The organism is Burkholderia sp. Ac-20365, from assembly GCF_017104715.1.
Classification (GTDB): domain Bacteria; phylum Pseudomonadota; class Gammaproteobacteria; order Burkholderiales; family Burkholderiaceae; genus Paraburkholderia.
Genome location: NZ_JAAGPI010000003.1, coordinates 447,257 through 473,953 on the forward strand (window position 1 = coordinate 447,257; position 26,697 = coordinate 473,953).

Genomic DNA, 26,697 nt, shown 5'->3' on the forward strand with positions numbered 1-26,697 from the left:
CACACGCAGATACCGACGCCACTTTGCAGTCCGAGTCCCCCGTGATGGAGAAAGAGATGAAGCGAGACCCCGTTGCCGCGCTGAGCGAAACACCGAATGTGAACGGCGACCAGCCGATGGTCCGGTTCGCCGGCGTGACCAAGCGCTACGGCGCGCTCACCGTGCTCGACGAACTCGATCTGGAGATCGCTCCAAACGAGAAAGTGGCGATCATCGGGCCCAGCGGCTCGGGCAAGTCGACGCTGCTACGCGTGTTGATGACGCTCGATCCGCTGACAAGCGGCATGATCGAAGTGGACGGCGAGCCGCTCACTCACATGCGCAAGAATGGCGCGCTCGCACCTGCCTCGCACGCGCATCTGCGCCGTGTGCGCAGCAAGATCGGCATGGTGTTCCAGAGCTTCAATCTGTTCCCGCACATGACGGCGCTCGCCAATACGATCGAAGCACCGATGCAGGTGCTCGGCCTGTCGCGCAAGGAAGCAACGGAACGCGCGCGGGAGTTGCTTTCGCTCGTGGGGCTCGCGGACAAGTGCAATCACTATCCGTCGCAGTTGTCGGGCGGTCAGCAACAGCGCGTGGCGATTGCCCGCGCATTGGCAATGCGCCCGAAGGTGATGCTGTTCGACGAAGTGACGTCCGCGCTCGATCCCGAGCTATGCGGCGAAGTGCTGAACGTGATCCGCCGGCTTGGCGAAGAACACAATCTGACGATGCTCATGGTGACGCATCAGATGGGCTTCGCGCGTGAATTTGCGGACCGCGTCTGCTTCTTCTCGCAGGGCAAGATCATCGAGCAGGGACCGCCGCAGCAGTTCTTCACGTCGCCGCAGCACGAACGCACGCAACAGTTCCTACGCGCAGTCCGCGAAGCGGTTTGAAGCGCCGATGGCTCACCGTCAATCTATGCGTTGGGTGAGCAACCACAGGGCCTCGATATGCACACGCCGAACGGTCGCATCGCGACGCAGTTCATGCCCCGCGAGCGCAAGCCGTTTTCGGGGAGCGACAGGTTGGACAGCATGCCGGACGAGTATCGTGAAGAAGGCACTTCGTATATCGCGTACCTCAGTTTCTTCGCTGTCGACGCGGATAATCAATCGTTGCCTCACTCGATGTTCGTATCGAACTTTCCGAATTGGCTTGTCAATGCGCAGCCGCGCGTCATTCGAATGGAAGAGGACAGAATGCTATTTAGCGCGGCCATCCTTCCCTTCCGGACGCCATGCGGGCATGTCCTACATCATGTGGCAACGTGTGGAGCAGAACTGAGCTTAAGCGTGCGCCGGCGTCGCTGTCACTTCGTATAGCTCGAGCGGAAGGCCATCGGGGTCGGCGAAGAAGACGAAACGCCGGTTTGTATATTCGTCGATACGCACGGCCTCAACAGAGACGCCTTTCGATTCGAGTTCCGCTTTGCAGGTATCGACGTCGTCGACGCCGAAGGCCAGGTGTCGCAAGCCACACGCTTCCGGGTAGGACGGTCGCGGTGGAGCATCGGGAAACGAAAACAGCTCGACCTGCGAGCCGTCCGGAAGCATGAGGTCGAGCTTGTATGACTGTCGTTGCTCCCTATAGTGCTCGGCGATGATCTTGAGACCGAGTGTCTCTGTGTAGAAGCAGCGAGATACCTGATAGTTCGAGCAAATGATGGCGGCGTGATGAATGCGAAGAAGCATGGAGATTGGGCGGAAGTGGTCTAAGACGTAGTCCAGCGACGTTGCTGCCACTACTGAAGGCCCGCCCCATGATCTGATGCGCCGGGGATTGCGCTGTGCAACAGCACGCGATCGCTTAAGAGAATTAGATCATAAATGTTATCGCTTCCCGGTTACGGCTTTCCTCAGTGGGCACTGCACACGAATACTGGCAAATGGCGAAGAGACACGACGGAATGAAGCATTCGCTGTGCCTGTCAGACATAGCTTAGGCACGCACGATCCAACAGTTCTGCGCCAATCACGTCGCCAAGGTCATGGCGGAAGGCTTTAGAAGACGACGATTCCGACCATCCGTCCGGATCCGCCATAAAGATGGCGGGCGCTTTTATAGCTCAGAGACTTACGATAGAAAGACTGGTTGACCGCTCCCATTGCCGTGGCGGAGCCAGGGGGACCAACAGGGCAGAACGGTCCCGCGGCGCACTTCGATGGACACTCCGCAGGGGGACGGCACATGAACGTGGCGAATGGAAGTATCAGACGAAACGATACCAAGCGTTTCGTAGTGTCCGGCCAAGGTGAGCCTGCGCATTCGGGTGCGGGTCGCTTCGATACAGACATCGACGCCCCACTGCCTTTGCGGGGCAAGCGCCTTGCGCTCTGGGTTGCGTGGGCAAGCGCATCATTGGCTGTCGGAGTCATGGGTGTCGTCGTATCTGGCGGTCGGTTCGGTTTTGATGACGCACTCGGGACCATCGAGTCCACGTCGTCATCGCAACATACGTCCTGGTCTGGGGATGTCGCGCCAACATCGTCGTTATCCACTCGCGGAACTGCGGCCGCCAGTGCTGAACTAGCCCCGCCTGTATTGTCCGCTCCATCCGATCACAGCACTAAACCAATTCCGGATTCTGCTGCACCGCATTCGGTCACAAATCGCCGTCAACCGCCGCCGCATGTGAGAACAAAGTTGCGGCATGGACCTGCGATCAATCGACCCACGTCGTTTGCGCAACATGCATCGTCGTCTGATCAAGTCGCGCGATCATCGTCGGCTCCCGCCCGGGAGACTGCGCTTGGCAAAGCTGAGATCGCTCATCCAGTGGATTCTGCTTCGTTCAATCAACGCGCTGCCCCTCCTCCAAATTCTGCTTCACAGCAGTTGGCTGAAGGACAGCTTGCAGGTAGCCATGGCGGAAGTGGTTCGGGCATAGGCGGTTCGGGTGCGGGCAGTTCAGGTGCCGGTAGTTCGGGTGCAGGCAGTTCGGGTGCCGGTAGTTCAGGTGCCGGTAGTTCAGGTGCCGGTAGTTCAGGTGCCGGTAGTTCGGGTGCCGGTAGTTCGGGTGCCGGTAGTTCGGGTGCCGGTAGTTCGGGTGCAGGCAGTTCGGGTGCGGGCGGGCACGGCGCTGGCAGTTCGGGCTCAGGCAGTTCGGGCGCTGGCAGTTCGGGCGCTGGCAGTTCGGGTGCTGGCAGTTCGGGTGCTGGCAGTTCGGGTGCTGGCAGTTCGGGCGCTGGCAGTTCGGGCGCTGGCAGTTCGGGCGCTGGCAGTTCGGGCGCTGGCAGTTCGGGCGCTGGCAGTTCGGGCGCTGGCAGTTCGGGTGCTGGCAGTTCGGGTGCTGGCAGTTCGGGTGCTGGCAGTTCGGGTGCTGGCAGTTCGGGTGCTGGCAGTTCGGGTGCCGGCAGTTCGGGCGCAGGCGGGCACGGCGCTGGCAGTTCAGGCGCAGGCGGTCACGGCGCAGGTGGAAACGGTGGAAACGGTGGAAACGGCGGAGGCGGCGGAGGCGGTCACGGTGGGGGTTCAAGGTAATCGGCCGCCGTGTTTTTAGCCGCCGTTCGTGCAAGCAAAGCAGGTTATGGTGGCCACCGGGCCGCATAATTCGATTATGGAAACACTGAGCGGCGCGGGGATGCCAGGTGCCGCCGCCACAACTGAACGGGCCTTACAAAGTCAGTCGGGAAAGTTCGTCATAAAGCTGTTTCGAGAGTGCCCCGTGTCGCGGACTGCGTTGCAGCGCGTCCGTTTGCATAACTAAAGTTGTTCGCAACTTCGTGCGATGCAACATCCGTTGCGAGTGGCCGCCACGTAAAGCCAAGGGTCGTTTTGCCTGAAGGACACGCAGGTTTTTCAGGTCGATTTGTGGAGCGCGCGCGCCAACGCGTCGGGCGACTTTCTCGACATCTCCGAGCGCGCGAAGGATATCCAGTATTCGAGCCGCACGCGCGCAATCACGAACATGCTCGCCGAGCGCCAGAAGCACGCGCGCTTCATCAAGGAACTCCTCGAGCATGTGCCGGGTTCGGTGCTGAAGGCGGACCCGTTGTTCCATCTCGCCAAACAGGCTGCGGACGGCAGCGCGATCAACGTCGTGCATCTGATCTACAGGAACAAGCCGTACCAAGGCCATTACAAGGACTACGAGTTCAGCATGGATACGATGCTCGAGCACTGGCAAAGCGGTCTCGACGATATCCGCGATTCGTTCTCGCATCGCGACTGGTTCGACGTGCCGAGCCGCGAGCTGGGTTTCGTCACGCATGACGTGCACCGCCCTGCCGGCTCCGTGCCCGAATCCGAGTCCGATAAACAACCTGTCGAAGCCGAACTCGGCGAGCAGCGCAAGCAGGCGGCCTGAGTATCGCAGTCGCAGTACGCCTGTTTCGACAATGAATTACGGCTCTGCGATATCCCTCGCAGAGCCGTAATTCATATGGCCGATGCAAACGCTGCGCAGAATTTACGTGCCGCCGGGGAAGCCAAGCGCGGTCGCCTTTGCGCGCAGATCGGCGAAGCGTCCGCCAGGCGGGTTGGCCACGGCCGGTTGCGAAGCCGATGTCGACGGAATCTGCTGGCTATGATCGACGCCACCAAGCCCCGGAATGATCCCCGCCGTCGAGCACTCGACCCCGAACGTGCCCTGCGTCACGGCAATGGCGGGCGCATCCGTGCGCGCAGCGTCGGTGAAGTCGAGCGCGTAGGCCATGTTGAATGTGCTCGGGTCGGTCGCCCGCACGCCTAACGCATCGAGACCGAAGCGCCACGCGAGTAATTGATGAATCGAACTGGGATCGAACGGATAGCGCGAGACCACGTTTGCGCGAACACGCGGCCCGAACAGCATGCAGGGCACGCGAAAGCCCAGCCGGCCATCGTTGCCGACGCCCTGCTCCGCCGTCGATACAGGCTTGACGGGTGGCACCGCGTGCTCCATGAAGCCGCCCCATTCGTCATACACGAGGATCATCAGCGTCGTGCTCCAGTTCGGGCTGGTGCGCAGCGCGTCGTAGATCTGGCCGAGCAGTACCTGGCCGTTGCGCACGTCGGCATGCGGGTGATCGTCATTCGATGTGCCTTGCGCCTCGCCCGCAAAACTCGGATCGACCATGCAGAACGACGGCAGATTGCCGGAAGCCGCATCCGAGAGGAAGTCCGCGAACAGTTTGGAGCGGCCAACATAGCGCGTGCCATACAGCGCCGTGAACGGCACGTCGTGGAAGTAGTACGTCGATGAGACGTTCTTTGCGTCGAGCCGGTCCCAGATGGTCGGCAACGTTGACGTGTCGACGCTGTCGTCGAGGCGATCCGTCTCGCCGCTATGCAGGTAGAGACGGTTCGGAAACGTCGCCGAAAGAATACCGCTCATGTAGTAGTCGCAAACCGTGTATTGCGTGACGGCGCCGCGATAGAAGTCGAGATCGGCCGCGCCGAGATAGCCGATGGGCAACAGGTCGCCACGCGTGAGGCTGGTACCGGGCGTCAGCAGAAAGCCGTTCATCGCGCCTCCGGCGAGATGCGTGCGCCCCGCGTCATACAGATGGTTCGGATCGGCGAACGAACACGCCTGAAACCCGTATGCCGTATTCGATGTCAACGCGAACGACGCTTGCGCCTGGCCGAATGCGTCGGTGAACTGGCGGGCCTGTTGATGCTCCGCGTTCGGCACCCAGCCAAACATATGATCGAACGAGCGGTTCTCCATCGTGACCAGCACGATGTGATCGACGCCTGAAGCGGCTGGGGCCGGCAACGCGGGTCGCGGGAGATTCGCGCGGTCGGGCGGTATGCCGCTCGTCGAACCCGTGCTGCCAGACGATCCGCCACCTCCACCGCAGGCCGACAACGCCACACTCCCCGCGAGCGCAGCAAGGATCTTGCGACGTGTGGGATCCGGCACATCCGAAGAAGGTGATTCGCTCATGACGTCGTCTCCATTGTCGTGACTGTCGACCGGCTGCCCTACCCGTGGCCGATCAGCCCATGTCAGGACCGGTCAGCACTTCACGTACCCGCGCGTGACGGAATGCATGCGCTGCGGCGCAGCGCATGTTGCGAGCCGGTGTGATCGCTCATGTTGGTGTTGGTGTTGGTGCGGCAATCGGGGTAGTCCTGAAAGCCGTTCCCGTTCAATGATTTGGGCAATCGCGATTTGCTCGACAGGTGACGACACGCAGGGGCTTGCTGCGAGCGACTTTGCGCGGTGGTGCCGCCAGATTCGGCACAAAAGGGACGATTACCCCGGTAACGGAGTGGATCCGGTTTTGTCTGGTGGAAAAGGCGCGATCTGCGCAAACAGCTTTGCGAGCAGTCAATGCGCGCACGAAAAACGCACGAGCAGCAGGTGCGCGACCGCGCGGGCCAGCGCATAGATGTCGCGCGACATGATCGAGGACATCGAGTCACACGACAAGAATCGACAGAAATCTGGCGCAGCTATTAATGTGGCTTGAGGTTGAATTTGCGGACGCGCCACTCTCCCCTTTGCGATCAAAGGTGCCCGGTTATTAACTCAGTATGCGCCGAAGATCCGGTCGAGCGCCGCGAGAATGGCCTCACGTCGATCTGAAAGGGAACCGATGCATTTGCCAAGAGCATTCAGGGGGACCGCGCTCATGCCGGGCGTATCAAGGAAACATTCTTCGCCGTGGATTTCGAACACGGGGAGTAGATCGGATGGCTTGCCGGAAAAGGCGAGATGTCCGACAGGTCGCAGAGGAATCGGGATGCGTGTCGGCAAAATACCGACACGGGTGCTTTGAACGTCGAGCAGATAAGGTGCCAGTTTGCGTCTCAACGTCGGGGTTCGCGTAGAGATCAAACCTGGCCATCAAAACGTCCTGTATTTCGCAAGCGGAAGCCCGTCACGATCGACCATCGCAGTGTATGCGGCGACCAGTTCGGCGTTATCTTCTGCCCAACGGCGGGCCTCCGCCTCCTGGATTCCTTCACGCACGCCGCGCTCGCTCGCCCGCAAAAGATTGATGCCAAGTTGCTTGGCGCGCTCAAGTACCTCGGGCGGCAAGGTAACGTTGGTGGATTTGCGCGGTCGACCCTCGAGTGCCTTGCCCATGTGCGACTCCATGTTGCATATCATCTGCATCATGCTCCACAAATACGGTGAGTCACAAGCGTGTTGGCTGCCGGCAGATTCCTGTCAGACCGGTATCGGAAATCAGGGCGATTCACGATAATTTTATTTATCACCGGTTTGAGGTCGGATCATCCACGCCTTGGGAATGCCACTTGCTGTCTGAACGCCTGACGGGAGACGATTATGTTCCGATTATTTGGCAGTCTGGTACTCGCAGTCGCCGTGTCGGGATGCGTAGCGGTTCCGCCTTACGGTTACAACGATCCGGCATACGGCCCGGCCTATTACGCGCCTGGTCCCAGTATCGGCGTGGGCGTGGGAGGCGGCAGCATGGGCGGCGGATTAGGCGTGGGCCTGGGAGTGGGCTTCTAATAACGGGTTATCCGTTTCACAGACAAAAAAAAACGGGTTATCCGTTTCGCAGACAAAAAAAGGCCGGGGAAAGCCGCGGTCCAAGCCTTTCCGGGTTCCCCGCACAGATCCACCAGCCGGGACCGTCGTTCGCCAAATGAACCTATATCGGTGCGCGTCTATCTTTGATCTCAAGCCACGATCAGTGAGACCGGCGCCGGCATATAAAATCCGTTTGTGACGGATCAAGTTGTCGCGCAAGTATGCAAGACATCCGGAGGAAACATGCGCCTTGATGATGAAGCAGAAAGTCAGAACGTCGAAGACCGGCGAGGCGGCGGAATGCGGGTCGGAGGTGGCATCGGTATAGGCACCATCATCATCGCACTGGCCGCTTCGTATTTCTTTGGCATCAATCCACTCACCATCATCAATGGTGCACAGGTGCTCCAGGGAAGCGCTCAACAGCACCCAGGGCCAACGAATGCGCGTCCCATCGAAGATCCGGGCAGCCAGTTTGTACGTCGTGTGCTCGGTAACACGGAACGCACCTGGCAGCAGATCTTCCGGACGCGCTTCAATCAGGACTACCCGGCGCCCAAACTCGTGCTTTTCACCGACGCGACGCCAACTGCTTGCGGTACCGGCCAATCCGCCATGGGCCCTTTCTACTGCCCGCCTGACCGCACCGTTTATATCGATCTGTCGTTCTACCGTGAATTACGTGACCGCTTCGGTGCCGGTGGTGACTTCGCACAAGCGTATGTGATCGCGCACGAGGTCGGGCATCATGTGCAGAATGTCCTGGGCATCTCTGACAAGTATGAAGCGGCCCGTGCGCGTATGTCTGGCGCACGGGGCAACGCGTTGTCCGTGCGCCTTGAATTGCAGGCCGACTGTTTTGCCGGTGTATGGGCTGCGGTCGCGAAGCAACAAAATGCCAGGCTGATCGAGCCGGGCGATTTCGAACAGGGCCTCAACGCAGCCGGCGCAATCGGCGACGACCGTCTGCAACGGCAATCGCAGGGGCGTGTCGTGCCCGAAGCATTTACGCATGGAACGAGTGAGCAAAGGCAGCGCTGGCTGCGGCGCGGCTTGTCGAGCGGCGATATCCGCCAGTGCGACACGTTCTCAGCGCAGTCGCTATGATTCCTGGACATCGCGAATATCGTTCCAGCGCGCGCCTGCAGGCCGTCTGGCATCGCGTAGCGGCCGCTGGCGAGTATGACGCTATGTCGGCAGATGCCGCACGCCCTGCCCGTCCACAACTGCCCGAAGCTCCAGGCTACTTTCAGCGGCAATGTTCTCCGCGGCCTGCGCCAGTTCGCGTCCATGTAGCGTCGCCACCAGAGTGCGTTCCAGAAATGAGTCACGCCACAAACGAGGCGCGTAAGCCGCGACCGACGGTTTGACTGCCCCCTAATGCCGATAGCGCGCGCAGAATCAGAAGGTTCTATCCAAAAACCGCGCTTCAAGGGAAGCGCTGGGCTTCATGCCGGGATAGTTCACGCGTCGAAGTAGATTGATTCGAGCGACAGCGAGATGTCGAAGATGGATTGCTTCCGTAGTCCCTCGGTGCCATAAAACTGCACCTGGCCGCGTGATCTGATGATTGCGACTTCGCGAGCGCCGCTTTCCAGATAAGCGTTCACCCTGTTTGCAATGCCTGTCGTAGGCCGATCAAGAAGCACTTCTACACAGAGATCTGGCGCAAACGGAACGGGGAGATCCCGGTCAATTCCTTCCCACTTTTCTGGGAGCATCCACACCACGTCTGGTACACGGATGCCGAACGACCGTGTCATAACGGCAGTCGACAGCCCGGCGATATGGCCAAGCTGCTCAGTAATCTGACAGTAGATATCCGTTGCAATAATCTGTCGCCGGGCTGATTGTTGTGGAAACGCTACCACTTCGCCATGCTGACCCACCTCAGAACAAACAGTCCTACTGTGTTCCGCGCCAACGTTGATTCGACACCAGGTTGCTACGAGTCCGTCCTGTTCCAGAAGAGTCGACACAAGCAAACGCCTCAATAGGGAAGTTTCCTAAGGGTATTCCCTTTCTGCGTTTTTGAACATATTGTTTTTGTGTGCAATGCACAATGCAGCTGTGCGGTTCGCAATGCAATTGGCCGGCATCCGGCAAATCCTGTTTTATGCCGATATTTGGAGGCGTTATGCAGCAACCGTTTGCTGGACATTGTTGATCTTGTCGATTAAGAATTTGTGCGGCGCGGAACAATTTCTGAATCACCGTTGTTCTATTCAGTCTGATGCCCTACGCCCATCGATGCCTTGGACGGCGTGGGCTTTTCCGGCGTGTTAGCGTATTGAATGCTTGAGGCTCGTCGTACGTGAACACGTTTCCTCAGGAGTCGCTCGTCACCAGACCTACGGTAAACCTGCCGTAACTGTGAAGAGCTAGCATTCGCGTGATCACAGGAACTGACATGGAACTGGACTTAGACACTTTTCGACGGTTACGTCGCCTCGCCCCCGTACTTGACGACGTGCTAAACGCACGTGAGATTGAACACGCAGATCAGGCCGTGTACCTCGACGACCTCGCGCAACTCTGCTCTCAACTATTTAACGAGTATCGTCGTCAGCACCCTGAAGAGACTGCACAGGCTCAGCTTGAGGCGCTTGCGCCACAGTGAGATTCCTGGACAGGCGATCGCAGGCACACACGCCTGGAAGCCTGCCTCGCGCTGTCATGCCGCAATCAGGTATCTTGGTCCACGTCCCAGGTAACTTTCCCGCCCGGCATCCAGTTGGACCTCACCTACAACCTCACGTGAAAGCGGATGCGCGTCCGCGCACGAACCGGGTCTCACTCTCACGCGGGCCATCCGCGACGAGCTATCGTTGCCGTATCGATATCCGGCCCCACGGATGGCTCTGTGTCGACGCAACAAGCACACGCAGCATGTGCCGACCACGCAGATGAACAGTTACATCATGCGACGTGGTCGCTATCCAATTCGTGTCGTTGCGGAGTCGAAAAAAGGGAATCAATAAATGTATGTGCCCGCTTTTCGCCGTAGCGCAACGCGTCCTGCTCCGAGAGAAAATCAAATTGTTCCGGGAAGCTGACAACCTGCCCGTCAGGGCGACCGGGGGAAGAAACTGTCCAGACGACTCGGTATCGCCGATATGCGCCGCCAAGCGCATGCGTTCGTCCGGGCGTCACGCGGACATCGACGGTGCAGTTGCGGTAAGGACGATAGGACGGAGTTGACATCTGTCTTCCTCCTGCTGCGCTGCAGCGGTCAAGGCTCACACAAGAGAACGCCGATACGACGACGTTCGGCGTGAGGATTGCAGCAATCGCTATGCCATTCGAATGAAGCGGTGTACAAGGTCGTGATCGGGTGGCACCTGCCCTGACGCGACCCGGCTTTTGCGATCAATCACGGCATAACCGAAGGTCAGCCATGCACGACACTGCGCCTAGGGCACTTTCGCGAGCAGTTCGGTCAATGTCTTCAGATCAACAGGCTTGACGAGATGATGGTCAAACCCGGCCATGCGCGAAGCGCGGAAATCCTCGTCCTGTCCATGTCCCGTCAATGCAATCAGCAGCGACGCGGCGTTGAATGGGCTGGCGCGGATTGTCCGTGCAACCTCGAAGCCGTCTGGCTGCGGCATGCCCAGGTCGATGATTGCCACATCGAATCGATTGCGACTGTTAAATGCAAGTGCCGCCCTGCCAGTATGAACAGAATGGACTTCGTGCCCCAGTGTTCGAAGCAGCATCGACAACGAGGCAGCATTGTCCGGGTCATCATCGACCACGAGGATGGAACGACGCGAGACATTTTCGACGCCCGATGCACCGGGCAGGCCGGTCCGCAGAACTGAGCCGTTAAATACTGGCAATGTCAGTGTGAATTCTGCGCCGGTTCCTGGGCCCTTCGAGTGCGCGGTGACCGCGCCACCATGCAGTTCCGCGAGCGCTCTCACCAGGGCCAGGCCAATCCCGAGTCCACCGCTATAAGCTTCTTCCGTTCTTGGCGATTGAACAAAGGGCTCGAAAATCCTTGCCGTGTCTTCTGTAGCAATGCCGATACCCTTGTCCAGCACGTGAATCGACACCGCGCCCTCGCCTTCTTCGGCATGGATGTTTATGCAGGTGCCGTGGGGTGAGTATCTGGAGGCGTTAGACACAAGGTTGCTCAACATCTGCACCATACGCACACGGTCTCCCCACACCGATACACGTGGCAGCGGCTTGACGGTTACTGACTGTCTGCGCGTGTCGAGTTGAGGCTGATTGATCTCAATGGCGGTGGCGACATTCGCGGCGACGTCGATGCTCTCAAAATCGAGTCTGAGCTTCCCATGCGCGAGACTGGAAACATCCCGCAGGTCGTCGACCAGGCGCGAGAGGTGATCGACGTGTCGGCCAACTGTTTGCCAGGCCGCGTGGATGGCGTCCTGGCTCGCCGCGTACCTGGGGTCGGTCAGTTCGATTGCGTTTCGAATGGGCGCAAGGGGGTTACGAAGTTCATGGCCGAGGATGGCGATGAATTCCAGTTTGCGCCGGTCGGCTTCGCGCAGCGACCGCTCGGCACGGCTGAGCCGAAGCAGCGCACGAACATTGGCCACCAGTTCCGGACCGGCGATGGGCTCGGTGATGTAGCTGTCGGCACCGGTTTCAAGTGACTGCACCCTGTCTGCGCTCGACAACAGCACTGCCGAGGTTTGCAAGACGAGCACATGGCGGGTTCGAGCATCCTTTTTTATCCGCTGGCAAACGTGGATGCCATCGATGTCAGGGAGCCGTACGTCGAGAAGAACGAGAGAAGGCAAGCTCGTCTGGACCATCTCCAGGGCTTGCTCGCCCGACTCTGCCTCGACGACAGTCAAACCCGCGGCCCGAAGTAACCGGGTTTTGATGAGGCGAGCCGCGGAATTGTCATCCACGTTCAGGATGAGGTCCCTTTCGAGGGACGAATGGGGTGTGACTGGCCGACTCTGCATGATTGAACCCGGTTTGGGCCAGCAGATCGCCTGGCGAGGGAGGCCGCCGCGACTTCAACAGGGCGGCACGAGTGGAACGACACAGCAGACGTCGGTCCCATCATGAGGCAATAGCACAGGTTTGTCACGCCCGCGGACACGTAGGCGGGCAGTCGGATGAAACTTCTCGCACCTGCGCTCGCTATTGCGGCGTCGGTCCTTTGTATGTTTCCGGAGACAGCAGTCGACCCGTTTCAGCCAGTCACACCTCCCGAGATCTGCCACTCGAGGATTCATTTCGATTATGAACATCCGCGCTTGCCGGGCTTCCCAACGTTCGGTTTTGATCGGCGCATAGCTCTCAGAATTGTAGAAGGCAACCTATTGCAACCATCCAGCCGTGAGTCCTACTCAGGCTTCAGTCTTGAGAACCGGAAATTACAATGGCTCGCGTCACCTGCCAATGTTTGCGTCCTTTCTAGATGGATGCCCCGTGTCGCATAGTCGTCGAAATCGAGCCCACAGATGCTGGGCAGAATTTCCTTATCACCATGGCGAGCGGCGAACTTGCAGAAGCCGCAAGCGGTGTAGTTAATACCGAATTCGAAGTTGTCACCTAAGCTCGGCTCAACAAACTCGTATGCAAAATCGTCCGGGAACGCTTTCCGGTGGCCTTCTGTCATGCTCATGACGGCCTGCCTGCTCAGCAGGGCTCGGTTCTCCGGCGACAAAAATTGGCGACCTGCAGCGAGGCGCTCTGCTTCGGGCACTGCGAGCCCTTGTGACTTCAAAGTTTCTCGCGCGATGTCGCTAATCATCGCCAGCGGCACCCCATGCCGTCGGAGCACCCGGCCGAAGGCCAGGAAGCCAATGAGGCGCATGAAGAAGTTGCTCATGCGATTTTCCGAGCCGCCGACATAGGGCAACTGGGTGAGCACTAAATCGAATTCAGCCATCACCTCACGCTTGATGCCTTCGATGTCGGAAAGGTGCGCGCACTCGCGCAAGATCGTTTCGGCCAAATCGAGGCGATGGCGCATGCTGGCCTCCATGACGCTACGATTCGACTCGTAAAAGGGATGGACACTTTCAGTCATGGGGCACTTCTCCAAACGCCCTGCCCGGAAAACTGGCAGGATAGGTTGATTTCCCTGATCAATTTTCAGTCGACGCGATCCCTACTCTGGCTCAATTTTCGGTCGGCGTAAACAGCTCACGGAAATCATAATGAGGCAGAAAATCGTCAATCAGAGACATTTATATTTTCCACACATTATGGTCTGAAATCCAATCCACGAAGAAAATTGCTTGCCGTTCACACGTCGATTGAAAATCATCTAGGCAAAGTCGTCGACCGGCCGTTCTTGGCCGATCTCGGAAATTCGACGCTCGCCGATGATCGCGCGCCACTGCACCGGACGCCAACTTCCAAAGTCAGCCCAACAACTGACCTCCACGATCACCCACGTCCCCGCGCATACCGGTCGGATTCATCTTCGATTTAACTGCGAATCACGACAACTGGTGGTGTCACCCGTGGAAATGCGGTGGCTGAAAGACGCACAGAATACGAGGCGATCATCGACCGGTATTTTCACAGCGACGCGTCACCACTCGTCGACGGCTGGCTTCCAACGGGCTACGTTGCAACCATCCCTCGGCATGTGTACATGCGCATCACTGATCGCAGCAAAGACCCTATCAAATACAGGTGCGAATCGATCAGTTCGCTCAGGCAACCGGACGCCGACATCACTGCGATGAACTGCTCGCGCTCTACGATGGCAAGGTCGCGAAGTGGTGTGTTCCTGACCACATCGTCTTCGTCGACGAGTTGCCGCGCACCGCAACCGGAAAACCGAACAGGCTGAAACTGCGCGAACGGTTCCCAATCACATATTGCGAACGACGTACACAGTTAGCGACTGCCTACCCGTTAAAGGAGCGACGCTGGTGCCGAAGTCATTGATGGCGGCTGCCGAACGTCTCTTCGACAGAGCGGGTCCGCGCAATTACTCGCATCTACATTTCGGAGTCCATGAAATCGGTGCCGCGCACAGCCGATGTCCGAATGGCCTGGGTAGCGATACCGTTGATCCAAACTGTCCAGAAAGCGGACCTCCAATAGGGCCCGATGACTGGGCCCAACATCACCGCCTTTTTCTTACCAAACGTTCTAAATAATTTCTGTTGGTTGCCGTTATTGCAACTCGGAGTGGTTTTGAAACGAGTCTCGAGCGTGATCGCGCCAGCATTCACGAGCATCCCGGGCAACGTCGCGCCACTGGACTCGGGGTAATGCCCCTATATTTTGGAGAGTTGCATGTCGCGGGGCAGTCGTCGGAACAGGCAGTCGAATCGAAATCTGAAGAATGAGGGCTTGCCGCGCACAGGACGCAAGACGCATCAGTCAAGCAAGTTTGTACGGCTTGCGCCGGGGATCATCGCTCCGCTGTTGTTCGGTCTGGGCATCGCACCCAAGATCGCTTTCGCGGTGCCAGGTGTGACGGAAAGCTTTTCGGGTGGCTGGAGCAGCACGACGGGCACGAAGACCCCCTCTATTCCGACGCCATCGGGCACGGTAAACACCAGCTTCTCAGGTTCGTATGCCTCGTGGGTCTGGAATTACTCGCTTTACAGCTTTACGGTCACCGTATCCGGCATTTACACCGCCACGGCCACGACCTCGCCCGTCACTAACACGACGTTCTTCCTGACCGGCCTGTTCTCTCCGAGCTCGACCGCGCCGACAACGCCGATCACCAACTTTTTCGCGAGTGAGCTGTCTCCCAGCTCATCCAGCCCGTACACCACGACGTTTTCCACACTTAATCTCGTGGCGGGCACGACGTATAGCGTTCTGATTGCGTACAACATTGGCGGAACCCAATCGGCAGACGCCTTTACGTTCTCAATGACTGGGCCCGGATGCGCGGCGTTTCAGTCGGTCAACACCTGTGCGACGTCGCCCATCTCTGCAGGCGCAAGCTCCGTCGCTAGCGGCCTGGGTCTGACGACCAGTCCGACGTTTCAGGGCGGCTCCCTGCAGATCGACACGAGCAACCAGACGTACAGCCAGAACTTCACCCTCGATGCATCGACCACCAATACGATCGACCAGGCGGGCCATGCTGCAACGTTCTCAGGGGTGTTTTCCGACGCGACGCATGGCGGCAATATCACGATTGCCAATAGCGGCAGCGGCGGGTCGGTGACGTTCACGGGCGCCAATACATACACAGGGGCGACAACGATCCAGTCGGGGGCAACGCTTGCTCTCGCAGGGAACGGCAGTATCGCCAGTTCGTCGCAGGTGACAAACAACGGCGTACTGGATCTCTCACAAACCGCAGGCACGTCGCTGACGACGCTCGCGGGAACTGGGGTTGTCGCGCTCGGCGCGCAGAATCTGCGCATGACGGCCGCGACAGGCACCTTTGATGGCTCGATCACCGACGGCGGCATCGCGGGTGGAACGGGCGGCAGCCTGACGATCCAGCAGGGCGCGCTGATTCTGAACGGCACCAACACGTATAGCGGCGGGACGGTTGTGAACGGTGGCACGCTCGAGGTGGGCGACATCGACCACGCGAGCGCGAGCGTCGCGGGCAATGTGCAGGTCAACGCAAGCGGCACGCTTCGCGGGCATGGCACCATCACCGGCAGCGTCGCAAACAATGGCGGTACGGTAGCGCCCGGTGGTTCGATCGGAACGCTGAGCGTCGGGGGCAACTATAGCCAGGCAAGCAACGCGACGTTGGCAATCGAAGTCAGTCCGACGGAAGCTTCGCTGCTGAAAGTGGCTGGCACCGCGACGCTGAACGGGGTACTGGCGATCACCTATGACCCGGGCACGTACACGGCGAAGCAGTACACGATTGTCTCTGCTGCGAACGGCGTGAGCGGGCAGTTCTCGTCGGTGACGAGCACGGTGTCGGCAGGTGCGACGCTCGGCTCGCTGCAATCTGCGCTCGCATACGGTGCGAACGAGGTTGTGCTCATACTGACCAACGTGGTGGCCCCGATCAACACGAGCATTTACACCGCGTTGGGCACGACATCCGTGATGGGTGCGCAGACTGCGAACACGAGTCTTCTCGACCGGATGGGGCGTGCCTCCGCCGCGACGGCGGCTTCACCCGCAGGCTGGATCGATGCCACGGGCGGACAGACCAAGATCGGCGGCACGAACGGTCTGCCGGGCTTTCAGGCGAACCGCTACGGCTTTCTGTCGGGACTCGATAGCAAGCGCGGCAATTACACCGTCGGCGTCGCTGCGGGTTATTCGCACGCCGATATCGACGAACAACAGACGGGCGACTCGGGCAGTGTCGACACGCTGCGCGTTGCCGCTTATGGAAGCCGCGCGTTCGGCGGCATCACGCTGTCGACAACTGCGGGCTACGGGCTCGACTTCCTGTCGCAGAAGCGACCGTTTGGTGCCGCCGGCACGGCCGAAGGCGATCACATCGGACACGAATTCACGTTGGGCGGGCAAGCCAGCTTGCCGTTGTCATTGGGCAGTTTCGTCGTCACGCCGCGCGCCGGCCTGCGCTATGCGTACTTCCATGCAAACGGCTTCGGCGAGAGCGGCGCAGGCGGACAGGACCTGAACGTCGGAACCGACAATGTGCATAGTCTGCAGCCGTATGCCGAAGTCACGCTGGACAAGGCATTGGGTAGCGACCTGAAGCCAATCAATGTGCAGGTCCGGCTGGGCTACGCGCATGAACTGCTGGACACGAACCGCAGCGTTGCCGTCAACGCACAGGACGGCACGCTGTTCACCGCGCCCGGCACAAGCCTGCCGCGCGGTTATCTGACCACGGGCGTCAGCGTGAGCATGCGCCCGACGAAAGCGATGTCGGTTTCGTTGGGCTACGACGCATTGATCAACACGACTCATGCGTCGGCGCAAGCGGCTAATCTGAAACTGGGTTATCAGTTCTGATGCAGGGAGCCCGTAGATAAGCAACGTATGCGGGCTCTGATTCGCAGCGTAAGATTGGCCAGCGCTGCATTTCCTAACGTCTTGAGGTGCTACTGTTCGACTGACCTGATCGAACGGCTGCGGGTAGGTCAGGCGAGACGCCGTCAGTTTTGCCTGACCTGCGGCTCAGAAAGATGCTTCCAGCGCTCCAGTTCTGCCGTTGTGCGCTACGCCTCCGGACGATCCTCGCGTCGTCAGGACTGCCCCGTCTCATAACCCGCCGCAAGAAAGCGCTTCGGCAGGTTGTCCGGAACGCCCTACCTCTGGCCGCCTCTTTTCTCCCTTGGTGAATGAGGCCGAGCTCTCTCGCCTGGCTTCATCTTTTGCTCGCGCGCGCAAATCAGGTTGATGTCCCCGTGCCGTAAGTCTGGATGGCTAAAGCGCCTCACCTGCACCCAAATCGCCTCGTCTATAATCGGCATATCCAGAATACACACCGCATGGAGCCGTATCTTATGAGTCAACCCCGCGGGCGATATGCGGGATCCCGGCGCAACGGTCCACGCCAACTTCACCACGAGAAAACTTCTCCGCCCCAACGGCAGAGTTCTCCGTATGTGAAAGCGCCGGCCAAAGACGCCGCGCAAACTGCCTCCATCTTCAAGACACGATCGTTCCAGTTTCTAATCGATGCGGTCGGCGCAGAGAATATCGCCATCGCACTCGAATCGAACATGGCGCGCGTGGCCGAACTGATGAAGGGCGAGCGGTTCACGCCGGAGACTGCCTTTCACATGGAAACTACGCTTGGCTTACCGCATGGTTTCTTTGACCAACCCAATCCTGCGCTCGCGGACGAGACCATCGCGCGTCTGAAGTCACCGCTCGACTTCGTTCAGATCGATGAAGGTCCCGACACAGCGTCCGAAGTACCTGAACCGACAGTTGCCAGGACGGTCGACGACGAAGCCGTTCCAGAAGTCAGTGTGTCCGAGGAAGTACAAATGCCCAAGAAAATCACAGCCGGCTCCCCGAGGACCGTCAAGAACAGTCAAAGCGGAGCGGCCAGACAGCCTAAAGTCCGCGCTCCACTCAAGGCTACGTCTGCGAAGAACAAGGTGTCTCCCAAAATGCCACAGCAACAACCGCTGGCACTGAGCGACAGTGCTGAGCTGGAGACCATCCGGCGCACCAACCTCCACCTTCTCACGAGTCGCAACGGATCAAAAGTACGACTTGGCGTCGTCATGGAGATGAGTGCATTCAACATCGCCGACCGGCTCCACGGCAAAAAGCGCATGGACAGTGCAGAAGCAAACCGGTTTGCGGCGCGACTCGGATTGCCTGTTGGCTGGCTTGACATCCCGCGTACCGAAGCGGAAATTCCGGAGTCCGTGTCGCGTATGCTTGCACCGGCTCCACGCGGGCGCGCAGCCGTCAAGCAGGACGAGCCGTTGGCGCCGGCCGCGCACAATGACGTACAGGCGAAACCCGCTGGCGAAGCGGTCCGCACAAGACGCAAGCGTGCGACCGCCGTGGGCGGGTCCGCACAGCCCTCACCTGCCCCAGCGGATGACGCGGAAGTCAAGGAGACGGCCATCGTCAGCGCGCAAGCTCGCGTCAATGACTTCTCCGACGACGCTGCCGGCCGCACATTGGCAGACAGTCACGCCGCGGCTCCTACATCGCCAGGGGCGCGCCCGGAGTCAATGCCCGAGTTATTGCCGGCCTCTGGAGCGCCACCGCAAAATGCGGCGCTACTGCCTGTCAGTTCCGTGACCAGTCTGGACACGCTGCACGGTATTGCACCGATCGCGGAGGCGTTGATCAAGACGCTGGCTGGTAAGGCACGCACGGGTCGGCTGGACGAGCTGAAAGCGCTGGAACTGCTGCAGCAGGCTATCCAGTTGTAGTGGTCGAAGAGCATGGCGGTGTCGATCCACACGCGACGCCGCTGCAGCCACTCGGCGTGCGCGCCGGGCGCCAGAAAGACGGGTGCCTGCCGTTGATATCGAGTATTTAGTAATGTCGTCGCGAGAGGTCAGTCCAGCATACTTTGACTTTCTGACGGCAGTTTGTCAGTCACATGGTTTTGCTCCTCGAGTCTTGCATGAGGTGCGGTCGGTGATGTCACAGATTGCTTTTGTGGGATGTGGTCAGGGCATTGCCCTTGTGCCTGCTTCCATGCACAAGCTCGCGTCTGAGAACGTCGTCGTTCGTCCGCTGAAGGAGCGCGTGATGGTGGTCACCGCCGCGCTGGCCTGGGATCCCGCCCGTCATAATCCAATGGTCGACGCGATGGTGTCACGGCGATCATTGGCCGTGGGCCAAGGGCGTCGACTCGTTGAGACCATTCCGCGACGATCGATCAACTCTGCGGGTGGCGCTGTTCGCAAGCTTCGGGACTCGCCTCTTCGAGCGCTTCGAGAATGGCTTCGACGCGCATCAGATAGTCGACACCCACCTCCGTCAGCCACACTGCGCGAGTGCTTCTGACAAAAAGCCACGTGCCGACATCTGCCTCGGGGTGCCGCGGTCGCGGGAACCGATGAATGGTTTCGCTGCTGGCACTGGCACCTACCCGCCCAACTGCACCCGGATTCTATTGTGCCGGGTCAACCAGAACCTTCATTTTTCGCCCGGCTCGCAGTTCTTCGAAACCCTCGGCGAGCACATTTTCCAGCGGCACAGTTTCAACCCAACCCGTGGTCCGATAGTGCCCACGCTCCATCAGGTCGATCACGCTCTTGTAGTCCTTGCCTGTGTAGCAGAGCGTGCCCTGTATGCGCCGCTCACGCATAACAGTCTCGAGCAAAGGTGTCAGCATGGGTTTGTCGTAGATCGCAACACTTACAAGTGTCCGATGTTCTCCAAGCGATTGCAGCGCGGTCGCAACAGCTGCGGGAACACCCGCGGCGTCGTACGCCGCATCGACACCTTCACCATTGATTCTATCCGCGATAAGCGCCGGCACGTCGACGCTTGCGGGATCGATCGTGCGTGCGCCTAGTCCTTCGATTGCCTTGCGCCGGGTTGCCGAAGGTTCGACGACGTCAATCTCAGTCACGCCCATCCCGCGCAATGCGAACCACAGGCCGATACCAATCGGACCCGCGCCGAAAATCAGCGTGCGACTCCCGGCATTCACGTCTCCAAGCGTGGCGGCGTGATAGGCGACTGCCATCGGTTCGACCAGCGCGCCCATTTCGACAGGAACGTTCCCCGGAAGCTTGTGAACCATGTGGCTCGGTACGACCGCATATTCCGCCATGCCACCATCGGACGAGAGTCCCTGGAAGCCCACGCAACTGCAGACGTTATAAAAGCCCGATCGACACGGCCTGCACGTGCCACAACGAATAACTGGTTCGATCGCGACGTTATCGCCTTCCCGTATGCCCGTGACGTCGGGCCCGATCTCCACGACAGTTCCAGAGAACTCATGCCCGATCACGACGGGCAACGTTCTGCCAGTGAGTGGATGCGGCTCAGTCTTCGGAATCAGCACTGGACCGTCGAAGTATTCGTGAATGTCGGTGCCACAGATGCCGTTTCGACTTACCTTGATCTTTACTTCGCCTTTCGATGGAGACGGCTCGGGAACATCGTCAATGGTGATCTGGCGATTACCGTAGTAAACAGCAGCTTTCATAGTGAACGACTCCTTCTGTTAAATACAGAATTCACGTCGCGGTTCATCATGCAACGCGCGTTACCCACAGATGGGTGAAGATCAAGCGGCAAGGTTATTCACGGTCTTCTTTCTGGAAAGACCATAGAATTCGAAATAGACGACATAAATCAGCATCACGAAGTTGAGCAGATCGACCCAGGTAAGCGGATCGCCACCAAAGCCCGGTACGATTTCCGCTTCATGAAGTACGGAGACGGCGAACCATCGGGTGTAGATTTCAAAAGAAATCAAACCCAATCCCCAACAAACCGAGGCGCGTATTACCCGGTTCGTGAACATGCTGAACCGGTTCGGCCAGTTGCCTGCGACGTTGACCCAGAAGATCAGCCAGACAGCAATCCAGACACCCAATTGCGCGGGCCAGACTGGGAGTGACGCACCGAGCTTTTCGATAGCGCTCGATGGCATAAGAAACCACTTCAGCAACGCGAGATGGATTGAATAGAGTGCTGTTCCCAGTACGAAATTGCCCGCCAGTGCTGCAAGCGCCGTGTGGCTTTTCCGTCCCAGCATGGTCCATGGCCAGTTGTCGAAAATGAGGTACGTGGTTAGCCACGCGACGATAACGGAATAGAACCAGCCGATCGCGACCGGCAAGGTAAGCAGCGGTGCGTGAGGTGAAGAAGTGGTCGTCAGGTTCGGGTATATAAGCAAAAAATAACCGAGTCCAGTGAGGCAACAACCGCTCGCCAGTTGTGCAACACTGCCTGCGACAGGCTTCACGCCGCTATCGGACCACGGCCATCCCGACATGCCTGTCGCCAGGATGCCGAAACCGTAGAAGCCGATCAGTACAATCAGGCCGGCCGCACCGTACCCGGCACCGCCCACTGCGGTAAATGCCGGGTCCAATGCGCCATAGCCATAAACGAGTAAACCCGGCAAAAGGAATGCAAGTGCGACGGTAGCGACTGTCGCGATACATCCCCGGACAGGTTGTCTGAATGCCGAAAACCCCGCCATGCCGAAGTTGAACCCGATAAAGACAAGTACCAGGATGCCCCAGAACAGGTACATGCCAAAGGGTTGCGGCGAGTACTTCCAGACGGCCAGTCTGGCATCGACGAACAAACGCCATATGCACAGGCTGATGACGTGCACAATCACAAACACAGCAACCGAAAACGCAAAAGGATTGAGGACGAATCCCGCTGGCGCAGAAGAGAGTTCCTCTTGCGCAGCCATGTTCGAACTGGTGGGTTCCATGATCGGCGTATCCAATACGATAAGAGCCCGATCGAATGGCGCGCGGGAATTGCGATAATCAGTCGCGCGCGTGGAAATCGGACGTAAAGAGCCCCAGCCACGTCGATCGACGTGGCGCTATGGAGTGAACAGGCGTCGGCCGGAGATGGGACGATCCGGCCTGTTACGAGACCGCCAGTGCGCTATCGGTAGACCAGTCCTCCGTCGATCAACGGTGCCTGTCCAGTCATGTAATCGGAGTCAGGGCCCGCGAGGTAGGAAACCAGTCCGGCCACATCGTCGGGTGTTTCCGCACGACCCAGCGCGATACCCTCGACATACTTCCTGTAGGTTTCGCCGACGGGCGCGCCTGTTATTTCCGCCATGCGCCTGTCTATCTCGACCCACATGTCCGTTCCGACCACACCCGGACAATAGGCATTGACCGTGATCCCATCACTCGCCAACTCTCTCGCCGCCGCTTGCGTCAACGCTCGTACCGCGAACTTCGTTGCGCAATAAACGCCCAGCAGCGCGAACGCATCATGACCCGCGATCGAAGCCGCATTGATGATTTTTCCCTTCTTTTTAAGCGCCTTGAATTTCTTCGCAGCTGCCTGAATGCCCCACAACACGCCCTCGACGTTGACCTTCAGAATCCGCTCTACCTCGGCCGGCGTGACATCGAGAATTGCCTGTACCTGAGCGATCCCTGCGTTGTTGACCATGATGTCGAAGCTGCCCAGTTCTTTTTCCGCATGATCGACTGCGGCATAGATATCGTCGCGCTTCGACACGTCGGCCACGTAAGTGGTGACCCGTCGGCCGAGATCGCGAATCTCGGCTGCAACCGCCTGCAATTTCTCCGCATGGATATCGACCAGCGCAAGGTCGGCACCATCCTTCGCGAGGCGCACTGCAATACCACGGCCGATACCTTGTCCGGCGCCGGTGACGAGTGCCACCTTCGTATGAATAGTCATCGCATTTCCTTCGAGAAGTTTGAACCGGCAGCCCGATTTGTCAGCTTCAACACAAATGGACTGCCGGACCGTTGCTTTCGGCATGCGCAGAGCTCACTGCTGTTCCGCCATGCCGGTCGCCCCATGAAAGAATTGTTATGCATGCTCGCCTGAACACCGTGACCTGCGTTCAGCGCCAGACGTCCGCATTGCGCTACGACAGGTGATGCACTTCCTGCAGCCCGAATACCGGCGTCGGAATGCCTTCCATGCGTGCTTTCAGTTGCAGTGACAGATACTGTGAGTAATGACGCGACTGATGCAGATTGCCGCCGTGAAACCACAGCGCTTCCTGTTGCGTCGGCTTCCACATGTTGCGCTGCTCGCCTTCCCACGGGCCAGGGTCTTTCGTGGTCGCGGAGCCGAGGCCCCACACCTTGCCCACCTTGTCGGCCACTTCGCGAGAGATCAGATCGGCGGCCCAGCCGTTCATCGATCCATAACCCGTTGCATAGACAACGAGGTCAGCGGGTAACTCGGTGCCGTCCGACAGCAGTACCGAACGCGCTTTCAGCTCCACCACGTCGACGCGGCTTTTCAGCTTGATCTTGCCGTCAGCGACGAGGTCGGACGCGCCGACATCGATGTAATAGCCCGAGCCGCGCCGCAGATACTTCATGAAGAGACCCGAGCCATCGTCGCCGAAGTCGAGCATGAACCCCGCGCGTTCGAGACGTGCATAAAACCCGGAGTCGAGTTCGCGGATCTTCTCGTAGACGGGAATCTGGAACTCGTGAAGGATCTTGTACGGCAACGACGCGAAAGTCATGTCGGCTTTCCATGTCGTCATGCCCGAGGCGACGGCGCGCTCCGAATAAAGATCGCCGAGTGCATGCTCCATCAGCGATTCCGACTTCACGATATGCGTCGACGAGCGCTGCACCATGGTGACGTCCACGCCCGCTTCCCAGAGCGCGCCGCAGATGTCGTGCGACGAATTATTCGCGCCGATCACCACGACTTTCTTGCCGCGATATGCGTCCGGTCCCGGATGCTGCGACGAATGGTGCTGTTCGCCTTCGAATACATCCTGCCCCTTGAACGCGGGAACATTCGGCTTGCCCGACATGCCCGTTGCGAGCACGAGTTGTTTGGGACGCAGCGTGAGCGTCTCGCCTCCACGCTCGACTTCCACCACCCATTCTTTCGCGGTCTCGTCATAGTGGGCCGATTTGCAGGTGGTGGCGCTCCAGTAGTTCAGTTCCATCACCTTCGTGTACATCTCCAGCCAGTCGCCCACTTTGTCCTTCGGTGTGAACACTGGCCAATTGTCGGGAAACGGCAGGTAAGGCATGTGGTCGTACCAGACGGGATCGTGCAGGCACAACGTCTTGTAGCGCTTGCGCCATGCATCGCCCGGCTTGTCGTTCTTGTCGATGATGATGGTCGGCACGTTCAGTTGCCTCAAGCGCGCACCGAGCGCGATGCCGCCCTGTCCGCCACCGACAATCAAACAATACGGCTGCGTCGTCACACCCAGCGTTTCATTTTCATGCTCGCGACGCTCCTTCCAGCTCGTCCGGTCCGTGCGCGCGCCGTGCTCCGCGCCCATCGGACGCCTGACATTCTTCGGTTCTTCGTGGCCTTTCAGTTCGCTCATCACGGTGAGCAGCGTCCAGATCCGACCGTTCTTCAGGCGGATGAAACCATTGCCGCGTGCGACGCCCGTCTCGAACGTGATCCACGCCTGCGCGAGTCCATCCACTTCGGTTTCGGGTTCACCCACGGCGACGCGGAAATCAGATGCATCAGCGCTATCCAGTTGCGCTTCCAGCATCGAAGCGATCTGCTCCCGGCCTTCCATGGTCTTGATGTTCCAGGTGAAACTCACGAGGTCGCGCCAGTAACAATCAGGCTGGAACAGTTCGACGACGGCGGGAATGTCCCGCTTTGCGAGCGCGGTGTTCAGGCGCTCGAGCACGTCTGCTACGGTGGATCTGGAATTGACTTCGGCCACGGTTACTCCTCCATAAAAAACGGATGGTCAATACAGTGCTAAAGGCAGGTTGTGGCCCCGTGGAACAGGGCCACAAAAGCGGCGTGATCAGCGTCGGTGTGGCGGGACGATGTTGTGCTTGGCGATGCGCCGGTAGAGTGTCGCCCGCGATATGCCGAGGAGCTTCGCTGCTTCGACGGGATGCCATTTGGCCGTCGTCATCGCGTTGACGATCCGTCGACGCTCGTTCGTATCGGCTTCGCCTGAGGGCGCCGGAAGGGAACTGACGGTGGCGTCTGCTACGCCATGCCGGTGGTGCGACGTATGAACTACCGGCGGGCGTACCCGCGCAAAAAGCGGCTCGCCGCTCCCTACGAGCCGCAACGTGATGAAGTCATACCCCATGCGGGCATCGAGCAGTCGTAAGGCGCGGATATCGAAGAGCTCAGACACGTCGCACGGCATGTGCTCGAGCCCTGACACGCATTCCTTCGCCCGGCGGTTCGCGGCAACCGCGCGGCCGCGCTCGTCGAAGGCGATCAGAATCTCGGGCTGCGTTTCCACGAAGTGGCGATTGCGATGCGCGAGGATCACCCAGCGGTGCGTCGTGGCATGCAGAAAATAACTGTTTTCGATCAACACCGCGCTTTGTCGAACGATGTGGTTCACGAGCCGCTGGCTGTCGCGGTCGTCCGGCGACCGTACGGCCGATGCGTCCAGCACGCCGATCAGTTCGCCGGAAAGGCCGAAGATAGGCGACGCGCTGCACGTCAGCGTAGTGAACGCGGCGCGAAAGTGGTCGACCTTGTGCACGGTGATAGGTTCGTGGTCGAGCAACACGGTCGCGACGCCGCACGTGCCTTCCTCACGCTCAGACCAGCACGAACCGGGGTACAGGCCCGCGCGCTTGAATGCGTTGCGCCGGTCAGGGTCGACGCGGTAGTCGATCGTCACGCCCGCCGCATCGGTCAGCATCACGCAGTAGTCGGCTTCGCGCACCATTTCATGCAGTTGCGACAGACACTGCCCTGATGCGCGCAACACCGGTTCCTCGCGCTGCCGCACATCGCGTAGCTCCGTCGTGGTGAGGATACGGGGCCCAATCGTGGCGCCCGGATCGAGGTGATATTGCTCGAGCGAGCGCCGGTACGACGAGATGAGTCGCGGCGATGCACTCTCGCCCGGGCGCAACGTACGCGCCTCGATCGCATTGCGCACGCGTTCGATATGTCGAGTCTGCGGAACATAGGGCATGTCGAGTCTCCGGCGGTCCGATGGCGTCGCACACGTCACGTCGCTGCGCGACACATCGATACTTCGTTGGTTATTGCGTTGTACCACGCGTGTTCGCGGAGATCACACTGCAATGCACCATCGATGTCATTGAGACGTCCGTCTCAGTCGGCAGGCCCGCCCGGCAGCTCTCACGCGGGTTCCCCGGAGCAAGTCTCATGCACGTTGTGACAGCGTAGCCCTGTTCCAGTTGCACGCGCAGGATAGCCAACGTAAGGGTCGGAGACGATTGCCAGATCGGTGCGAGTCGATCTGTTTTTTATCGACAAGCTGACGTTGACGTTTGGACTTA

At 59.3% G+C, this 26,697-nt stretch carries 21 protein-coding genes and 4 pseudogenes; 9 read left to right on the forward strand and 16 right to left on the reverse strand.

The annotated features are described in order from the left end of the window. The first annotated feature begins 56 nt into the window (after window positions 1–56). Complete coding sequence (gene ehuA, locus G3O01_RS08365) at window positions 57–881, forward strand: ectoine/hydroxyectoine ABC transporter ATP-binding protein EhuA (RefSeq protein ID WP_277403016.1); 825 nt, start codon at window positions 57–59, stop codon at window positions 879–881. Window positions 882–1,274: 393 nt separating this feature from the next. Here ehuA and G3O01_RS08375 read toward each other — a convergent pair whose 3' ends face one another. Together G3O01_RS08375 and G3O01_RS45545 are read right to left on the reverse strand one after the other, a co-directional pair. Continuing rightward, a complete protein-coding gene (locus G3O01_RS08375; RefSeq protein WP_205804107.1) occupies window positions 1,275–1,679 on the reverse strand; it encodes a VOC family protein in 405 nt (134 codons plus the stop codon). Between the two features lie 1,100 nt (window positions 1,680–2,779). Then, the gene (locus G3O01_RS45545; RefSeq protein ID WP_205804036.1) at window positions 2,780–3,463 is read right to left on the reverse strand and encodes a hypothetical protein; all 684 of its coding nucleotides are present in this window, start codon (window positions 3,461–3,463) and stop codon (window positions 2,780–2,782) included. Between the two features lie 306 nt (window positions 3,464–3,769). Between G3O01_RS45545 and G3O01_RS08385 the strand changes: the two are divergent. Continuing rightward, window positions 3,770–4,294 (forward strand): annotated as a pseudogene (locus tag G3O01_RS08385) (DUF3734 domain-containing protein); the annotation flags it as partial. Between the two features lie 102 nt (window positions 4,295–4,396). On the opposite strand, the gene G3O01_RS08390 reads toward G3O01_RS08385, so the two are convergent. The 4 genes from G3O01_RS08390 to G3O01_RS08405 all read right to left on the reverse strand — a co-directional run bounded on the left by G3O01_RS08390 (window position 4,397) and on the right by G3O01_RS08405 (window position 7,006). Next, on the reverse strand, window positions 4,397–5,857 hold the full coding sequence (locus G3O01_RS08390) for an alkaline phosphatase family protein (protein WP_205804037.1): 1,461 nt from the start codon (window positions 5,855–5,857) through the stop codon (window positions 4,397–4,399). An 80-nt stretch (window positions 5,858–5,937) separates the two neighbouring features. After that, on the reverse strand, window positions 5,938–6,078 hold the full coding sequence (locus G3O01_RS08395) for a hypothetical protein (protein WP_205804038.1): 141 nt from the start codon (window positions 6,076–6,078) through the stop codon (window positions 5,938–5,940). Between the two features lie 367 nt (window positions 6,079–6,445). Continuing rightward, complete coding sequence (locus G3O01_RS08400) at window positions 6,446–6,730, reverse strand: CcdB family protein (RefSeq protein WP_205804039.1); 285 nt, start codon at window positions 6,728–6,730, stop codon at window positions 6,446–6,448. Between the two features lie 33 nt (window positions 6,731–6,763). Next, a complete protein-coding gene (locus G3O01_RS08405) occupies window positions 6,764–7,006 on the reverse strand; it encodes a type II toxin-antitoxin system CcdA family antitoxin (protein ID WP_241023774.1) in 243 nt (80 codons plus the stop codon). A 204-nt stretch (window positions 7,007–7,210) separates the two neighbouring features. Between G3O01_RS08405 and G3O01_RS08410 the strand changes: the two genes are divergently transcribed. Next, on the forward strand, window positions 7,211–7,399 hold the full coding sequence (locus G3O01_RS08410) for a hypothetical protein (protein ID WP_205804040.1): 189 nt from the start codon (window positions 7,211–7,213) through the stop codon (window positions 7,397–7,399). Between the two features lie 264 nt (window positions 7,400–7,663). Continuing rightward, a complete protein-coding gene (locus G3O01_RS08415; RefSeq protein ID WP_205804041.1) occupies window positions 7,664–8,527 on the forward strand; it encodes a neutral zinc metallopeptidase in 864 nt (287 codons plus the stop codon). 44 nt (window positions 8,528–8,571) lie between these two features. On the opposite strand, the pseudogene G3O01_RS45215 reads toward G3O01_RS08415, so the two are convergent. Continuing rightward, a pseudogene (locus tag G3O01_RS45215) lies at window positions 8,572–8,740 on the reverse strand (DUF3363 domain-containing protein); the annotation flags it as partial. Window positions 8,741–8,883: 143 nt separating this feature from the next. Continuing rightward, window positions 8,884–9,399, reverse strand: coding sequence for a Uma2 family endonuclease (locus tag G3O01_RS08420; protein WP_205804042.1), 516 nt, complete (start codon window positions 9,397–9,399; stop codon window positions 8,884–8,886). A 431-nt stretch (window positions 9,400–9,830) separates the two neighbouring features. On the opposite strand from G3O01_RS08420, the gene G3O01_RS08425 reads away from it, so the two are divergent. Then, window positions 9,831–10,040, forward strand: coding sequence for a hypothetical protein (locus tag G3O01_RS08425; protein WP_205804043.1), 210 nt, complete (start codon window positions 9,831–9,833; stop codon window positions 10,038–10,040). A 299-nt stretch (window positions 10,041–10,339) separates the two neighbouring features. Here the strand turns inward: G3O01_RS08425 and G3O01_RS08430 are convergent, their stop codons facing one another. From G3O01_RS08430 to G3O01_RS08440, 3 genes are all read right to left on the reverse strand, one after another. Then, complete coding sequence (locus G3O01_RS08430) at window positions 10,340–10,624, reverse strand: hypothetical protein (protein ID WP_205804044.1); 285 nt, start codon at window positions 10,622–10,624, stop codon at window positions 10,340–10,342. A 209-nt stretch (window positions 10,625–10,833) separates the two neighbouring features. Continuing rightward, window positions 10,834–12,309, reverse strand: coding sequence for a response regulator (locus G3O01_RS08435; RefSeq protein WP_346779162.1), 1,476 nt, complete (start codon window positions 12,307–12,309; stop codon window positions 10,834–10,836). 443 nt (window positions 12,310–12,752) lie between these two features. Beyond that, window positions 12,753–13,442 carry an L-2-amino-thiazoline-4-carboxylic acid hydrolase gene (locus G3O01_RS08440; RefSeq protein WP_205804046.1) on the reverse strand — a complete coding sequence of 230 codons (690 nt, stop codon included), beginning with the start codon at window positions 13,440–13,442 and terminating at the stop codon, window positions 12,753–12,755. Window positions 13,443–13,922: 480 nt separating this feature from the next. Between G3O01_RS08440 and G3O01_RS08445 the strand changes: the two are divergent. The 4 genes and pseudogenes from G3O01_RS08445 to G3O01_RS45220 all read left to right on the forward strand — a co-directional run. Next, window positions 13,923–14,314, forward strand: a pseudogene (locus G3O01_RS08445) (hypothetical protein); the annotation flags it as partial. A gap of 354 nt (window positions 14,315–14,668) precedes the next feature. Further along, window positions 14,669–17,296, forward strand: a complete 2,628-nt coding sequence (locus G3O01_RS08450) for an autotransporter outer membrane beta-barrel domain-containing protein (protein WP_205804047.1) — start codon at window positions 14,669–14,671, stop codon at window positions 17,294–17,296. 494 nt (window positions 17,297–17,790) lie between these two features. Next, on the forward strand, window positions 17,791–19,188 hold the full coding sequence (locus G3O01_RS08455) for a hypothetical protein (protein WP_205804048.1): 1,398 nt from the start codon (window positions 17,791–17,793) through the stop codon (window positions 19,186–19,188). Between the two features lie 79 nt (window positions 19,189–19,267). Continuing rightward, a pseudogene (locus G3O01_RS45220) lies at window positions 19,268–19,579 on the forward strand (LysR family substrate-binding domain-containing protein); the annotation flags it as partial. 298 nt (window positions 19,580–19,877) lie between these two features. Here G3O01_RS45220 and G3O01_RS08465 read toward each other — a convergent pair. The 5 genes from G3O01_RS08465 to G3O01_RS08485 form a co-directional block, all read right to left on the reverse strand. Continuing rightward, window positions 19,878–20,927, reverse strand: a complete 1,050-nt coding sequence (locus tag G3O01_RS08465; protein WP_205804050.1) for a 2,3-butanediol dehydrogenase — start codon at window positions 20,925–20,927, stop codon at window positions 19,878–19,880. Window positions 20,928–21,008: 81 nt separating this feature from the next. Beyond that, window positions 21,009–22,175, reverse strand: coding sequence for a hypothetical protein (locus G3O01_RS08470; RefSeq protein WP_205804051.1), 1,167 nt, complete (start codon window positions 22,173–22,175; stop codon window positions 21,009–21,011). Between the two features lie 182 nt (window positions 22,176–22,357). Further along, window positions 22,358–23,221, reverse strand: coding sequence for an acetoin reductase (locus tag G3O01_RS08475; protein WP_241023775.1), 864 nt, complete (start codon window positions 23,219–23,221; stop codon window positions 22,358–22,360). A gap of 109 nt (window positions 23,222–23,330) precedes the next feature. After that, the gene (locus tag G3O01_RS08480) at window positions 23,331–25,133 is read right to left on the reverse strand and encodes an NAD(P)/FAD-dependent oxidoreductase (RefSeq protein ID WP_205804052.1); all 1,803 of its coding nucleotides are present in this window, start codon (window positions 25,131–25,133) and stop codon (window positions 23,331–23,333) included. 87 nt (window positions 25,134–25,220) lie between these two features. Continuing rightward, complete coding sequence (locus tag G3O01_RS08485) at window positions 25,221–26,366, reverse strand: helix-turn-helix domain-containing protein (RefSeq protein WP_205804053.1); 1,146 nt, start codon at window positions 26,364–26,366, stop codon at window positions 25,221–25,223. Between the last annotated feature and the right edge of the window lie 331 nt (window positions 26,367–26,697).